Genomic DNA, 15,044 nt, shown 5'->3' on the forward strand with positions numbered 1-15,044 from the left:
TTCTTAAGGAACAGAAACTTCTTCTTTATCGCCTGGGTACTAAACCTATACATAAAACAAACCCCGGTAGCACGAACTGCATTCAGCAGCGTACAACCGAGGTTCACCCTTATTATCTCAAATATTAAACTACATCTCTCTACTTAAACTCATCTCGTAAAATCATGCTGCCCAATGGTCAGCAGAGTTGGCCTGCTCTTGCTCCACACCGAAGTAGCGATCTTCGGATTGTAATAATAAAGTGCTCCATTCGTTGGATCAACGCCATTTAATGCTTGGCGTGCTGCCTTATAAGAGGTGGCGGTCGGCTTTGTATTGAACTGCCCATCGTCTACCGCCGTGAACTGACCTTTCTGGAAAATCACCTTGGAGATCGACGACGGAAATGCATCCGAATGCACCCTGTTTAAGACAACCGCTCCTACAGCAACCTGTCCTTCAAAAGACTCCCCGCGCGCTTCACCATGGATCAGCTTCGCCAACTGGCGTAGCGTCTCGCCCTCCGCTTTGGCCTTTTTATTCAGTCTGTTCAGCGTTGCGGGACCTGCAACTCCATCCGCACTCAGTCCTTGCGCCTGCTGGAACTCGCGGACAGCGCTTTTGGTAATCGAACCATAATAACCGGTCATTCCCGCGTCAAAATACCCCAGGTCACTTAATTGCTCCTGCAATTGCAGCACATGTTCACTGCGAACGCCCTGTTCAAGCTTCTGTGCTCCCGCAGAAGGTGCTGCTACGGTCAACCCGACAGCCATCGCACAAGTACCGAGAAGCATACCCACTCGTCCTGCTCTTTTGTCTGCCTTTCTCCCTCTCCGATGCGTTACTTTTCGGCTAACGGTGATGGGTTCTATGAAGTCAGCACTCAACTGCTCATCAGACCCCTCATTTGTGCTACCGGCTCTAACCCGTACATCCTCACTGCCCGTGTACTCCATATTTTTCGTATACGTCATGTTATTCATAATATTAGTGACCTCCATCTCTTTCGTAGGTTTACTTTTATCTACAACATACACATCATACATTTCGTTCATCTCACTCAGTTGTTTACAGTTATTATCGCGGTACGCTACATGTATGTCGTTATTTCCATGTACTCGCACCATGTCAATCACGTTGTTGTGGCTTCCATTTATGCTATTCGCACGAGTCGCTTCACCCATCTTATTATTTTCATTGAATTCATTCATCTGATCCATTTCACGCTTGGTCTGCATCTTTTCGTTACCCTCCATTTTCTGAATCCAGATCCCATTTCTCTCCCCTGAATCCTCACGGCTCTACATCCCGAGTGTCATTATAGGATATAGAAAAAATGAAGTCTATCGGACCGATGGAGCATGTAAAAATGAGTCTTGGACACAACAAAAAAAGGCATGAGCCCATGGTCGTATCAGGGTCACACCTCTTCTTGTATCAACCTTGTACCGCTTGTCTAGCCCCCGTTTCCGTAGGCAGGCAGACCCGTACAAAAGTTGCGCTTGAATATAATGACAATTACTCGGCGAGTTCTTGTCCCTTCGTTTCCCGGCCCCAGAACAGCACAGCCGCTGCGCCAATGAGGATGGTCACGAAGAAAATGGTGAAAATCAGGCTGATTGCCACTTCACGCTGAACCAGCATACCGACCATCAGTGGAGCAAGTACCCCACCGATCCGGCCTACCGATGTGGCAAGACCCACACCTGTCGAACGAACAGAAGTTGGATACAATTCCGGGCTGTAGGCGTACAGACCACCCCAGGCTCCCAGGTTAAAGAACGAGAGGCAGATCCCTGCGGCCAGGATCGTCGCTTCCGTTGTTGCCAGTCCGAACGCAATCGCACTGCATGCAGTCAACGTAAGATAGACAACAAGTACGAACTTGCGACCGTAACGTTCAATGAAGTACGCTGCGGTGAAGTAACCTGGCAACTGTGCGATCGTCATGATCAGCACGTATTGGAAGCTTTTAACCAACGTAAATCCTTTCGCCATCACAACCGATGGCAGCCATAGGAACATGCCATAATAAGAGAAAATGACGGTAAACCACAAAATCCAGAGCATCAACGTTGTACGGCGATGTGGTGCTGACCAGACGGTAGCCACTTTCTCGCGGAACGTGATTTTACGAAGCTTGGCATGATTCTTATACCGCGGCGGGTCCTGAATGGCACGACGCAGATACAGTGCATAGAACGCCGGAAGTGCACCGATGGCAAAGGCAATTCTCCATCCGTACTCCGGGATGACAAAGTTGGCAATGAGCGCCGATACAATCCAGCCCCCAGCCCAGAAACTTTCCAACAATACAACGGCACGTCCACGTTCCGCTGTAGGCATCGACTCCGATACCAGTGTGGATGCTACCGGCAACTCCCCACCAAGTCCAATACCTGCAACCAGACGCAGTGCACACAACACTGCGAATCCAGTCGCCAATGCAGATAGACCGCTTGCAATTGTAAATATAAGCAAGGTCCACATCAGGATGGCCTTCCGTCCAAAACGGTCCGCAAGTGCACCTGCGAGCAAAGCACCGAGTGCCATACCAATCGAGTTAATACTCGTAAGTACCCCGACTTGTCCGGGACTAAGACTCCATTCCTTGGCGAGTGCAGCCACGATAAAGGAGATCATCCCAACTTCCATCGCATCAAACAGCCAGCTCATGCCGGCACTGAACAGCAGCTTGCGCTGCTTGGGATTCCGCAACACTTCCAGTTTGCTCATCACTATAGCTCCCTTGATCTCTATGTAGTCATTCTGACACTAGATCATTATTATGCAGAATGCTCCAGAAATCAATGCAAAATAAGCTTTTCCTTCCGATTTCTGCGATACCTCACCCCTTGAGTGAACCTGCTGTCAGACCTGCAACAAAATAACGCTGGAGTAGAAGGAACAACACGATCATCGGAATGGCGGTGACCAGCACACCCGTAAGCATCATCGGATAGTTCGTCACGTATTCCCCGCGGAACTGCATAAGCGCAAGCGGTAACGTTAGCTTTGACTTACTGCTGAGCATTAACATCGGAATAAGCAAATCATTCCAGACCATGACGAGCAGGAACGTAGCCGTTGCTGCCAGCGAAGGTGCAGCCAGTGGCAGTGCAATCCGCGTATAAAGTCTCCATTCACTTGCTCCATCCATACTGCCCGCTTCCAGAATCTCCGAATTGAGCATACGCATGAAGCCTGTCAGCATGAACACAGATACAGGCATCAGCATCGCCGCGGATACGACAATCAGGCCCGTCAGACTGTCCGACCACCCGAGTGTACGCGTGAGGGAATAGATTGGCAGCATGCTCACCTGAGAAGGAACAATTAGGCCTGCCACGAACAACGCAAATACGATTTTGCCTACGCTGCCGCCCCAGCGGACAATGGCGTAAGCAATCATACTGCTCAGCACTAACTCAATGGCAACCGTACCGAGCGTCACGACCAGACTGTTCCCGAAATATTGCCACATCGGCTGGTTGCGGAACATGCCCGTGATGTTATCCCACGTGAATGGGTCCGGCCAGCTGAATGGACTGGTGAAGAAGTTGCTGCTTGTTTTGAACGAAGACACAAATACAAAGTATAGCGGCACAAGGATCAGTAGCGCGTACACCAATAGGATCAGGCGATTGAACCATTTTAAAAACATGTGAACTCCCTTCTGCCCCGGTTGCAGGATGAATGCTCCAACATCAACCTCAATAGCTTACCCGGTCGGCACGCAGTGCCTTGAACTGCAAAAGTGTCAAGAGCGCGAGCAACACCAGGAAGATCATCGAACCGGCAGAAGCCAGACCAAATGAATAGCTGCCAAAGGCGGTATGATAGATATAGGTTGTCAAAATTTCAGTTGCGTAGTTCGGCCCTCCGTCCGTCATCGTGAAAATGAGGTCAAAGGCCTTGAACGACTGAATCGTTGTATAGGCCACAACAATCGTTGCCGAAGGTGCCAGGAGTGGCCAGGTCACGGTACGGAACACCTGCCATTTGCTGCCGCCGTCCATGCGAGCCGCTTCATACAGTTCTGCCGGGATGCCTTGCAGACCTGCGATGAATACAATCATCATCTGGCCGGCATGGGCCCAGACTTGAACCGCAGCGATGGAATAGATGGCGATCTTGGGATCTCCAATCCAGTTACGAGCAATGCTGCTCATGCCCGCTTCATTCAGTCCATAGTTGATCAATCCAATGGATGGATCATACATAAATGCCCAGATCAGTCCGACCGATACGGAGGACAGAATCGCAGGCAGGAAATACAATGCCCGAAGCACAATGCGTGTCTTGGTATTACGTACCAGAAGTAGCGCCAGGACAAGTGAAATAAAGGTTTGTGCAATTACAACCGTTAACATGAACTCCACGTTATTGCCAAAGGCTTTGCGGAATACGATGCTGCTGAGACTGTCCTTGTAATTATCCAGCCCTACAAATGCATACGACGGGGATACCCCGTCCCAATCCGTAAAGGAGTAGAACAGCCCCGTCAATGTAGGAAATACGAACAATCCAACGTACAGCAGCAACCCGGGAATCAGAAACAGGGATAGCTGAAGACGGTTTTTCATCGTTTATTTCCCGATATGCTGATCAATGATCGCTTGTGCCTGCTGTGCTGCTTCTTCTGGAGAAGTACCGCTCAGCACGGCCTGAATGGAGTTGGTTACTGCTTTTTGATTGTCTCCGTTCAGGATGGTGAACCGTGGCTGGAACACGGTCTTTTTGCTTGCCCATTCTCCGGCTACCTGAAGCTCAGGCGTATCGTACTTCACATCATTCACCGTTACATTCTGTCCCGTCTGGTTGGCGTAGTCACTTGCTACTTCGGGATTACTCAGGAATTCGATGAACTTCTTCGCTTCTTCCGGATGTTTCGACTTGCTGTTCACTGCAAGCATGAATGTGGTCGTATGCACCCCTTCATACTTCGCTTGATCTGCACTTGCTGTAATTGGTGCAAGCAGTTTTTGCTCCAGATTTGGATTCTGCTGTTTGTTCTGAGCGAGTTGATATGATCCACTTGCCAGCATGGCTGCTTTTTCCTGAATGAACAGTGCGCCAGCCGCAGGGTCCTTCGTACCCAGTGCATCTTGTTGGAAGTAACCTTTATCGTTCAATTCCTTAATTTGAGTCAACGTTTTCACCCAGAACTCATCTGTGAGTTTGGCTTCGCCCGCTTCTACTTTGGTAAAAATGTCGTCACTTGGTGCGTTGTTCATCACCATCGTATTCATGAATTGCCCTGGGCCAATGTCCGCTCCAGCAAAGGCAATCGGAATGATACCATTGTCTTTCAGCTTCTGGCAGAGTGCCAGGAAGCCTTCCCAATCGGTTGGTGGCGTCAAGCCGTATTTTTCAAACAGTTTGACGTTATAAATGGGATCGTTATATACGAGTTGATACGGGATCGCATATTGCTTGCCATCGTGCTGTCCTGCTTCGATCAGCTTCGGATTGTAAGCGGACAGGAACGAGGATCCGGTCAAGTCTGTGAACAATCCCGCCTTGGTGAAGGCTTCGAATTGTGCACCCGGGAAGGATGCAAATACATCCCCTACCGAACCGTCACTGATTTTGGATTGAACAGTGGACTGATATTGATCGGAGGGCAATGTCTGCATCTCCACGTTAATGTTCGGGTTGGCTGACTCAAATGCATCGATGGTCTTGTTGAGTGCTTCCACATCTTCTCCACGCCAGTGCATGAAGCTGATCGTAACTTTGCCTGAACCCGAGGAGCCGTTATCTCCAGAGGACGCGTTATCCCCACCACCGCAAGCTGACAACAGGATGGACATCACCAGCATACTGACGAGCGGCAGGATCATTTTTTTATTTTTTTTCATGAAAGACGACCTCCTGAGGATGATTAATATGTTAACTAAAGAATGTTTATACTGAGCGCACTCCGATGACAGAATAACCTTCCGATCGCTGTTATCCCCAGATTTATTTGATTCCCTTTTATAAAAGGAAAAATCCGGGGATAAAGGCGAACGCTTCGCTTCTTCACGTTATTTCTGTCCTCTCCGTTTTCGTATAAAAAGATTAGTTGAACCTATTTAGTTAGTAGTAACAGTAACTTAGTTAGTAGTAAATGAATGCTGCTTCTGTCTTGTTTTCCATTTTTCGCGAATGATCGGCATCACGGTCCGGCCGAAAATTTCGGCCTCTTCCAGATGCGGATAACCGGACAGAATGAACGTCGTAACGCCGAGATCTCCATATTCCATCAGGCGTTCTGCGACTTGTTCGGCTGTACCTACAATGAGGATTGCACCGCCGGAACGCACAACGGACAAGCCTGTCCACAGGTTGGGACCTACGACAAACTGCTGCTTCTCAGACAGTTCCCGTAACTCATTCTGTCTGCGTTGGTTGGTTGCATCTGTCTCGGCAAATGCGGCTTTTGCTTTCTCAATAGCTTCTGGTGGTACTTTGCTAATAATCTCCCACGCTGCTGCCCATGCTTCTTCTTCGGTATCCCGAATGAGTACCTGAGCACGCATGCCGTAACGGAGCTGACGATCTTGTCCAGTCTCCTCTTTCACCTGCTGACGAATGACCTCAATCTCTTCAATCTGCTCCTGAATCCAGTCATGAGGTTCTCCCCACATCAGGAACGTATCCGCATGTTCCACAGCGACCTTCTTGGCAATCGGTGAACTTCCTCCCAGATAGAATGGTGGATACGGATTTTGTACCGTCTCCGGCATGCCTACCGGCCCTTTGAAGTTGTAATACTGGCCGTTGAATTCAGGATTGGGATCACTGGGTGCATCTGCACCAGATTTTGAACCACTTCCGGCAAACTCCGTCAGATTCAGTCCCGTCGATTGCGTCCATGAACGCTTCATCACTTCCATATACTCGCTCGCGCGAACATAACGTTCATCATGCGCATGTGCGAGTGGATCGCCGAGTTCCTCCAGATCCCGGACGGAACTGCCTGTCACTACATTGATCATGGCGCGACCACCAGATAGCTGATCCAATGCCGCTCCCATGCGTGCAGCGAGTACGGGTGTAACCAATCCCGGGCGAATGGCAACAAGGGGACGCAATGTCTTCGTGTGACTCATTACTGCCGATCCAACCACCCATGCGTCCAGACAGGCTCCCCCTGTCGGAATCAGTACAAATTCGAATCCTGCCTTCTCCGCCGTCTGTGCTACATCGATCAGATAATCCAAACTCGGCTCCCGCTCCGGGGCAACCCCCACATACTTCCCATCTCCTGCTGTAGGCAAAAACCATCCAAACTTCATTTCTTCCTGTTCGCTCACAAAAGTCAATCCCTTCTATGATAAATTGCTCTAAAAATGTTTCACTCAAGCACTTCGGGTACAGAAAACCTTTCGAGCACTCTTGTCCCCAGATTTCTTCTTATTCCCCTTTCATGGGGAAATCCGGTGACAAAGGCGCCCGCTTCGCTTCTTCAGGTCCTTTCTGTCCCCTCCGTTGTCGTGTCATTCTTTAAATTGATTTATTAGGCATATTCAAAATCAAATGCCGATTAATTAACTTGGTTTAATAGGTATGGACATCATATCAATTGATTTGTCTGTGAGCAATGTCATTTCGCGGCAATTTTATTTTGTCATTTTGTGGTCTTTTCTCTGATTTAGGTCTTGCTGATCTTGAATATGCATAAAACCCACCTGTATAATAGGTTATAAGCGAAACTTTTAGAAAGCACAAACGATACTTATATACTAAAGAGGTGTTCCTGATGACCGAGATTGAACGCATGAAGGAGGACCACCACGAATTTTTGGATATTATATTCTTCACTCCCTCTGAATTTGAGAAAGCCGGGGGCGCCTGGCCGATTCGCATCGGACGAAATATTGCCAAGACCAACTATCATATTGGCCCTCGCACCACACCTTATCATTATTTGTTATTTGTGCTGGAGGGAGAAGGTACATTTATACAGAACGGACAGCGTCATGCCCTTCGAGCCAGGGATGCGTTCTGCCTGTATCCACATGTAACACATGAATACTGGACAGATCCGGAGGACACGTTGCAAAAAATATTTATCGCCTTCGATGGTGCATATGCAGCCGAACTGTTGTCTCGAATCGGACTCACACCCGACTCACCGTATCGTTCAGGTGTACTGACGCCGGAGACTGCAAGCGCCATGCGCTCGTTCATGGAGGATGTTCGTAAACCACAGGATGGAGCGAGCGATCTGGGGCGACTCACCCGGTTTCTAAGCCTCTTTGACCGGATAGCCCGTTCACCGGCCACCAAAGGGTTGCAACCGGATTCAGCCACACCTTGGCTCCAGAAAGGCAAGGAATACATGGATATTCATTTTGCAGGTGGCATCTCCGTGGAAGGTGTGTCCGCTCATGCGGGTGTGGATCGAACCCATTTTGCCAAACAGTTCCGCAAAGCCTATGGTCTGTCTCCCGTACAATACATCCAGCAATTAAAAATGAATCAAGCCAAACGTCTACTCGTGCAGACGCCGCTAAGTTTAACTGAAGTGGCTCATTCCGTGGGTTATCCCGACTTGTTCTCCTTCTCCAAAGCGTTCAAAAAGCAGGTTGGACTGCCACCCAATCGCTATCGGACCGCAGAAAACACGAAACAGTAAGGGAGCAACCTTCCGCTCCCCAACCTATAAATTAAGCCACGTGTACCACGCCTTGTTTGCGGTTGTGTACAATGTCCCCTTCAGCGAACAACGTGCACAAGAGGACTTCGAAGAAGCTTCCCATAAAATCGAAACAGCCTTGTTAGATGAGAATTACAGTGGATTTTTCAGCACTCTTGTACATCATAGTGCTGCAAAACCCATTGCTTAATCCATCACCAAAAAAGGCAAGCCCCATCTACCTGGGACTTGCCTTCTTTCTATACTATAGCTTGATTCACGTATCATGCAGGAATCAGGAACTTTTCACTGACGTAACGCTATTCCTTTTTCTCATCCTTACGTGCAAGCGGAATACCGTTCTCCTTCGCATACCATGCTTCATAATGATGCACAGCCACACCTGCAAAAGAGGAATGGGAAGAACCGAGATCGAACACCTTGGCCATTTCTTCATTCATGTTGCTAACGGGTTTACGGAAAAAGGTCAGGTGATCCCCTTCGTGTGTATCCGCGAGTTCTGCGCCAATCCAGACTTTCTTGCCCAGATCATCCGCTTCCTCCAATTCTTCCTTGGACAGATCATACATCTGCTGCCCGCTATCCCGATAAGCCATAATCGCCACTGCATCGAAGTGAGAGATGACCCATCGGCTGAATGTACCCTCACCTTCCGCCGACTGACGAGCATCAAGCCAGAACGGAATGGCAGCGCTCATGTACAATCCGGCGGCCTCTCCCGCTTTCGTCCAAGCCTTCATGTTGTCGCTCCACTCCGCAATGACACTGCTTTCTTCATCCTCCCAGCGTTTCAGCTGATACGGCTCCACATCCAGTTGAATACCTTGGAAACGTTCATTTTTGGCAGAAGCTGCATTGTAGGCTCTCACTCGCTCGATAAAAGCAAGTCCTTCATCCCGCTTCTGCTCATAGGCCCAGTCTGCATGGCCGTTAAGTCCATGCACTTCAATCTCAGCCTGCCGGGCAGCCGCAATGAATTTGCGGTATGTTGCATCAGGCACCTCATCCTGGATTTGCAGGAAGATGGTATCCACGCCCTGTTCTTTCGAGAAAGCAATAATCTCAGGTGTCTGTTCTGCAATAATGGACGCGTCCCACAGCCAGGTCGCTTTGTGTTGCTCGGTGGAGAACCATTTAAACATCCAAGACAGAAGCAGCAGGCACAACACCACAGCCAAAATGGCCCATTTCGCCATCCCCACCAGCTTGCCCCGTTGCCTCATATATTCCCTCAGACGAGCAACGCTTCACTTGGTTCAAACACAGGATGCTGAACCGAGTGACCAATTTTGTAGATGTGCGGATGTGTGTACGAACGGAATGCATTACGTGTATCCAGAATCGGCACACCCATCTCGGCAATATCGAAGTAAGGCAAATCGCTGTGGTTGGTGATCAACACGATGCAATCGTATTTCTTGAACTGTTCCAGATTGAACGCTTCGCTGTGTACCGTCTCCCCATGCTTGTCCTTAAAGGAATCCGCGTGTGGATCATAGTAGCTTACGTTGGCTCCACTTTCCTTGAACAGTTCATATACTTCCAGTCCTGGTGATTCACGCAGGTCGGCAATATTCGGTTTGTATGACATACCGAGCAGCAAGATATTGGATTTACGTACAGATTTCGCGTATTCGTTCAGAATCGTTGACGTTTTGTTCAACACATAATATGGCATGTTGTCATTGGTCGATTGCGCCAGTTCTATGAATTTGCTATAGAAACGGAAACCTTTGGCTTTCCACGACAGGTACATCGGGTCAAGCGGGATGCAGTGTCCACCGATCCCTGGGCCTGGATAAAATGGCATGAAACCAAATGGTTTCGTTGCTGCCGCATCAATTACTTCCCAGATATCGATGCCCATGCGGTCGCACATCATCGCCATTTCATTCACAAAGGCAATGTTTACACTGCGGAATGTGTTCTCCAGCAGTTTGGACATTTCAGCCACTTTTGGCGAAGATACCGGTACTACGGTCTCTACATACTTGCCATACAGTGCCGTTCCAAGTTTCAGGCAAGCTTCGGTTGTGCCCCCGATCACTTTCGGTGTATTGAATGTTGTAAAACGTCCGTTGGACGGGTCTACACGCTCAGGCGAGAAGCACAGGAAGTAGTCTTTGCCTGCTTCATGTCCAATTTTATCCAACTCATCCTGGATCAGTTCCTCGGTGGTACCTGGATACGTGGTGCTCTCCAACGTAATCAGCATGCCTTGTTTCATATGCAGTTTGATCTGATCTACAACCGTCTCGATGTAAGATGTATCCGGGTCCTGATTCTCACTGAGCGGTGTCGGTACACAGATGCTGAGTGCGTCAATGACGCGCAGCATGCTGTAATCTGTCGTTGGCTGGAAGCGACCGCTTTGCATGACTTTTTTCAACTCATCGGACGAAATATCGTGAATATAGGAATCCCCTTGATAGATACTCTCTACTTTGGACGCATCCAGATCAATTCCGATTACCGTGAAACCTTGATTGACCATTTCCACGGCAAGTGGAAGTCCTACGTAACCGAGCCCGACAACGCCGAGTACAGCTTCTTTATTTTCAATCGCATTCAGTAATGTGTGGAATTGTTGATTCTCCATGATATTCCCTCCGGGTAGTGTATTTGATGGTGCTTCAAATCCATGTAAATAGATGGTTGTCTGTTGCTCTTTTTTATCTTCTAATGCAGGCAGCGTCTGATTCGGGCATCCAGCTCTACGGGCGAGAACGGTTTGGTCATGTAATCATCGACCCCGCTGCGGAAGCATTGACTGATCGTTTGCTCAACACGTTGCTCGGTCAACACGACAATTTTGGGCGGTTGCTCCATCTCCAGATTCTGAATATGATGAATGAACGGCAGACCGTCGATGCCATACAGATTCAGTTCGGTGAGTACCAAGTCCGGTGTCACTTTCTCGATCAAGTCCAGTGCAGCCAGTCCATCTACAGCCTCATAGGTTTCGTATCCCTGCATTTTCAAACGCAACTGCAGGAATTCCCGTACCGTAGGATCGTTGTCCACAATCAAAATGCGTTCCGGCTCGTCCGCTGTATTGTCTAGCGTGTAGATATGAATCTCCGACGAATCTACGAGCTTCGAGGATTCAGCCATATGCTGAATGGTTGCTTTCGAAGGACGCTCACCCTCTGCAAAACTGGCCAGTGTGATCTGTGGATCGGCACCAGGTACGGTCTCTTGAAGCTCATGCTTGATCCGAAGTCCTTTATAGTGAACCTCATCCAGTGACAACCCCGGCAGCAGGACGGCAATCGCCTGTGTCGCCCCATCCTTCCACACCTGGAAGGCAGACTCGCTCGTCTGTTCCAGATGTGTCCTGACCTGCTGCTCAGGTTGAGCGTGTCCTGCACAATGGATGAACATTAAGCCGCATGTTTCGGCACCCGTTTCCTTTAATCCCTGTTCTACACTTCGGTACACATTAACGGCAGCCTCACGCTGCAATGTCGCCGTATTTGGCATGTTCTTTTCCACCCTTCTCCTCGATTATCTATACATGTTCAAAATGTTATTTACACTGACACTCCAATGACAGAACAACCTTTTGATCGCTGTTATCCCCAGATTTTTTGATTCCTTTTAACAAGGGGAAATCCGGGGATAGCGTATGCTTTCGATGCAGCTTTCTTTCAGAAAGCTTTTAGGCGCACGCTTCGCTTCATCAGGTTATTTCTGTCCTCTCTGTTATCGTGTAAATATATAGTTGAACATCTATATTGCTGTTACTGTATTACCATGATCTCTGTAATTAAGCGGCTTCGCTTGTTTTCTTCTCATCCTCGGACCAGCTTTGACGTGTCATGGTCCCCCATGAGTTGTTGTTTTGCAGGAACTGCACATGTCCCTGCAATCTCCACAGTACGCCCAGCTGATGGTAACCCACGAATTTCAGCGCGGAGTAGACCAGCATTTTGACCAGATCGGAGAGTTTGTTGTATCGCTTGAAAGCAATCTCCTCCAGGACAAGTGCGCCTACACTCAGCAGATAACCACTCACGAAGTTCAACAGTCCGAACAAGAGCAGGATCGGCCACTGCGTCATATCCAGAAGCACATATCCGGCGAGAGCCAGCAGTCCGGTAATCCGGAAATACGGGTTTAACGCTTCAAAAATAACGTTATACGGCATGGTCACCATACCCATAACCTTATATTTCGGATTGAACAACATACCGCGATTCTCGAGCATGTTCTTCAGGTTCCCACGGCCCCAGCGCTTGCGCTGACTGGACAAGATCCGGTAGGAATCGGGGGCTTGTGTCCAGCAAACAGCCTCAGGACAGAAGGCAACCCGGTACTTCAATTTATTTTCCAGCATATAACGGTGCAGCTTGATAATGATGTTCATGTCTTCCCCGGGATAACCATCCCGATACCCACCTACGGCAATTACAGCATCCTTACGGAACATGCCGAAAGCACCGGAGACAATGATCAGACCGTTCATATGACTCCAGCCAATCCGTCCGCCCAGGAAGGCTTTGAGATATTCAATCGACTGGAACATGGGCCAGATTTTGCGCGGCAGTGATACATCTTGCACTGCCCCGTTTTCGATTTTGCAGCCATTGGCGATCCGTACATCTCCCCCGATGGCTACTGTCTCTTCCGGATTCTCCATATACATGCGTGCCATACGGATCAGAGCATCCTTCTCCAGCAATGAATCGGCGTCAATGGAAGAGATCAGCGGATAATGAGATAAGTTGATTCCTGCATTGAGGGAATCCGCCTTTCCGCCATTTTCCTTGTCAATGACATACAGATCAGGAAACTCCGGATTATGGTAAATCCCGCGAATTTTCTGACAGGCGATCTTGCCCCGAATCTTCGTATTGGGTACCGGCTTCAGGCGGTATTCATCCAGCAAAATCTTCAGTGTGGCATCACTGGAACCGTCATTAACGACGATTACTTCATACGTTGGATAATTCAGCGTCATCAGACAGTTCACATTTTCAATAATCGTCAGTTCCTCGTTGTATGCCGGTACCAGCAGAGAAACCGAAGGCACCAGTTCCGATCCTGACAACGTATTATATTTGGAATAATGCGACCGGCGGAAGATCGTCCAGATGTTACGGAACGATAAGGCCAGGATGGAAAAATAGAGCGTATTGACGAAAACAACATAGTAGATTGCGACCATGCCGTAGATTAATAATAGATCCCTAAGCAGTGTAATCCCCTCCTACCGTAGCGACACCTGTGCGTTTCTTGCTGGTTCTGTTCTCCCGTACAGGCCCAAAATAACGATCGTACAGCAGTCTTTTTTTGTTATGAGCAATCATCTGCTCTACAGCTCTGTCATCGGTTCTCGTATGCTGCATGGTACTCTCGATCTGCTGCATCGCAATCTCGCGTTCAGCACCTGTTCCTTGTACCGCAGCCTGACACAGCGCTTCAAATCCCGGTTCGCCAAGCTTACTTAGACTCTCCGCACTGTTATAACGAACTCTCCAGTCTTCATCCCGCAGCGCTTTGCGCAGCAGTGGAATGCTACCCGATGCATGCTTCGAACCGAGCGCTTGCACCACTTCGGCACGAACTTCCGGGTCAGTGTCCTGAATCAGCTTCAGAATCGTCTCATCCCGCAGGGCCGGACTTGCGCTAAGATACAGCTTCACCGCCTCGGCACGTACATCCTGATGTTCGGCTCCTACAAGTCTGTCCAGTGCAGGCATTACTTCAGGCACAGCCTGTCCCCACATCGCAACGAGTCCGACTTTGACAAAATCCGGATTCCGATCTTCCAGCAATTCAATTAGAATTCTGCTGGTATCCAGACTGGTTTCAAGCAGAATATCTGCTGCAAGATGGTGAATGGATTTGCCTTTGTTCAACAGCAACGCCAGCATGTCTTTTAGTTCCCCTTGCCGGGTTGTACATCTTGCGATGGAGCGACCAATCATAATGGCCATCGGCCCCGGCTTCTCATCCTTCAGCAATTCCATCAAGCCGGGAACAGCTTCTGGACAACGCATGCCACCCAAGCGATAAGCCGCATCAATCTGGCGACCGTAACGCAGACGGCCTAATTCCTTCAGATCATGCTCTACAAATCCTGCTTCACGGCATAGTGCAATTAATTTGTCCCGATATTCACCCTTGAACTGGTCGATCCATTCAATCAGCCTATCCTGAATAACTCTGCGCTCCAGCGGGGCCAGCTTGCCTGGTGGCAATCTCAGCGGGCTATTCTCGGTTAAAGCCGTTTGCAGATAAGTGAAGTAGTCGCGCTGTTTTAATTCATAGAACGCCGTCTTGCGTCGTTTGCCGTTGTGGGACATTTTCATGGCAAACAATACGATGACGCCTACAACAACAAGTGCGATACAGATGTACAAAAACAGATAGGCCAAAGCCAAACTTGGAAACATGTGAAAAGGTC

12 protein-coding genes are annotated in these 15,044 nt (G+C 48.9%); 1 reads left to right on the top strand and 11 read right to left on the bottom strand.

Annotation, left to right across the window (positions count from 1 at the left end; translation table 11 throughout):
• Window positions 1–149: 149 nt before the first annotated feature.
• From MKY85_RS20005 to MKY85_RS20030, 6 genes are all read right to left on the bottom strand, one after another.
• Window positions 150–1,220, bottom strand: a complete 1,071-nt coding sequence (locus MKY85_RS20005; RefSeq protein ID WP_342570611.1) for a cell wall hydrolase — start codon at window positions 1,218–1,220, stop codon at window positions 150–152.
• 280 nt (window positions 1,221–1,500) lie between these two features.
• Window positions 1,501–2,718: an MFS transporter gene (locus MKY85_RS20010; protein WP_124116114.1), complete on the bottom strand. Its 1,218-nt coding sequence runs from the start codon at window positions 2,716–2,718 to the stop codon at window positions 1,501–1,503.
• Window positions 2,719–2,830: 112 nt separating this feature from the next.
• On the bottom strand, window positions 2,831–3,646 hold the full coding sequence (locus tag MKY85_RS20015; RefSeq protein WP_133385463.1) for a carbohydrate ABC transporter permease: 816 nt from the start codon (window positions 3,644–3,646) through the stop codon (window positions 2,831–2,833).
• Between the two features lie 49 nt (window positions 3,647–3,695).
• Entirely contained in the window at window positions 3,696–4,568 is an 873-nt protein-coding gene (locus MKY85_RS20020) for a sugar ABC transporter permease (protein ID WP_017687487.1), read from the bottom strand.
• A 3-nt stretch (window positions 4,569–4,571) separates the two neighbouring features.
• The gene (locus tag MKY85_RS20025; RefSeq protein WP_342570612.1) at window positions 4,572–5,846 is read right to left on the bottom strand and encodes an extracellular solute-binding protein; all 1,275 of its coding nucleotides are present in this window, start codon (window positions 5,844–5,846) and stop codon (window positions 4,572–4,574) included.
• A gap of 237 nt (window positions 5,847–6,083) precedes the next feature.
• A complete protein-coding gene (locus MKY85_RS20030; protein WP_342573432.1) occupies window positions 6,084–7,268 on the bottom strand; it encodes an LLM class flavin-dependent oxidoreductase in 1,185 nt (394 codons plus the stop codon).
• Between the two features lie 464 nt (window positions 7,269–7,732).
• Here MKY85_RS20030 and MKY85_RS20035 point away from each other — a divergent pair, with 464 nt between their 5' ends.
• A complete protein-coding gene (locus MKY85_RS20035) occupies window positions 7,733–8,611 on the top strand; it encodes an AraC family transcriptional regulator (RefSeq protein ID WP_342570613.1) in 879 nt (292 codons plus the stop codon).
• Window positions 8,612–8,931: 320 nt separating this feature from the next.
• Here MKY85_RS20035 and MKY85_RS20040 read toward each other — a convergent pair whose 3' ends face one another.
• The 5 genes from MKY85_RS20040 to MKY85_RS20060 all read right to left on the bottom strand — a co-directional run bounded on the left by MKY85_RS20040 (window position 8,932) and on the right by MKY85_RS20060 (window position 15,033).
• Window positions 8,932–9,855 carry a hypothetical protein gene (locus MKY85_RS20040; RefSeq protein ID WP_342570614.1) on the bottom strand — a complete coding sequence of 308 codons (924 nt, stop codon included), beginning with the start codon at window positions 9,853–9,855 and terminating at the stop codon, window positions 8,932–8,934.
• 8 nt (window positions 9,856–9,863) lie between these two features.
• Window positions 9,864–11,231 (bottom strand): nucleotide sugar dehydrogenase, encoded by a 1,368-nt coding sequence (locus MKY85_RS20045; RefSeq protein WP_342570615.1) that lies wholly within the window; start codon window positions 11,229–11,231, stop codon window positions 9,864–9,866.
• Window positions 11,232–11,311: 80 nt separating this feature from the next.
• Window positions 11,312–12,115, bottom strand: a complete 804-nt coding sequence (locus MKY85_RS20050; RefSeq protein WP_342570616.1) for a response regulator — start codon at window positions 12,113–12,115, stop codon at window positions 11,312–11,314.
• Window positions 12,116–12,401: 286 nt separating this feature from the next.
• Complete coding sequence (locus tag MKY85_RS20055; RefSeq protein ID WP_339235640.1) at window positions 12,402–13,802, bottom strand: glycosyltransferase; 1,401 nt, start codon at window positions 13,800–13,802, stop codon at window positions 12,402–12,404.
• A gap of 22 nt (window positions 13,803–13,824) precedes the next feature.
• The gene (locus MKY85_RS20060; RefSeq protein WP_342570617.1) at window positions 13,825–15,033 is read right to left on the bottom strand and encodes a HEAT repeat domain-containing protein; all 1,209 of its coding nucleotides are present in this window, start codon (window positions 15,031–15,033) and stop codon (window positions 13,825–13,827) included.
• Window positions 15,034–15,044 lie beyond the last annotated feature (11 nt).

Origin of the sequence: Paenibacillus sp. FSL R5-0749, from assembly GCF_038595085.1 — a bacterium.
Taxonomy (GTDB): Bacteria; Bacillota; Bacilli; order Paenibacillales; family Paenibacillaceae; genus Paenibacillus.

Excerpts from the sequence above, each read along its gene's own strand:
- MKY85_RS20005 (WP_342570611.1), bottom strand. The coding sequence starts at position 1,220 with ATGCAGACCAAGCGTGAAATGGATCAGATGAATGAATTCAATGAAAAT.
- MKY85_RS20010 (WP_124116114.1), bottom strand. The coding sequence starts at position 2,718 with ATGAGCAAACTGGAAGTGTTGCGGAATCCCAAGCAGCGCAAGCTGCTG.
- MKY85_RS20015 (WP_133385463.1), bottom strand. The coding sequence starts at position 3,646 with ATGTTTTTAAAATGGTTCAATCGCCTGATCCTATTGGTGTACGCGCTA.
- MKY85_RS20020 (WP_017687487.1), bottom strand. The coding sequence starts at position 4,568 with ATGAAAAACCGTCTTCAGCTATCCCTGTTTCTGATTCCCGGGTTGCTG.
- MKY85_RS20025 (WP_342570612.1), bottom strand. The coding sequence starts at position 5,846 with ATGAAAAAAAATAAAAAAATGATCCTGCCGCTCGTCAGTATGCTGGTG.
- MKY85_RS20030 (WP_342573432.1), bottom strand. The coding sequence starts at position 7,268 with ATGAAGTTTGGATGGTTTTTGCCTACAGCAGGAGATGGGAAGTATGTG.
- MKY85_RS20035 (WP_342570613.1), top strand. The coding sequence starts at position 7,733 with ATGACCGAGATTGAACGCATGAAGGAGGACCACCACGAATTTTTGGAT.
- MKY85_RS20040 (WP_342570614.1), bottom strand. The coding sequence starts at position 9,855 with ATGAGGCAACGGGGCAAGCTGGTGGGGATGGCGAAATGGGCCATTTTG.
- MKY85_RS20045 (WP_342570615.1), bottom strand. The coding sequence starts at position 11,231 with ATGGAGAATCAACAATTCCACACATTACTGAATGCGATTGAAAATAAA.
- MKY85_RS20050 (WP_342570616.1), bottom strand. The coding sequence starts at position 12,115 with ATGCCAAATACGGCGACATTGCAGCGTGAGGCTGCCGTTAATGTGTAC.
- MKY85_RS20055 (WP_339235640.1), bottom strand. The coding sequence starts at position 13,802 with ATGGTCGCAATCTACTATGTTGTTTTCGTCAATACGCTCTATTTTTCC.
- MKY85_RS20060 (WP_342570617.1), bottom strand. The coding sequence starts at position 15,033 with ATGTTTCCAAGTTTGGCTTTGGCCTATCTGTTTTTGTACATCTGTATC.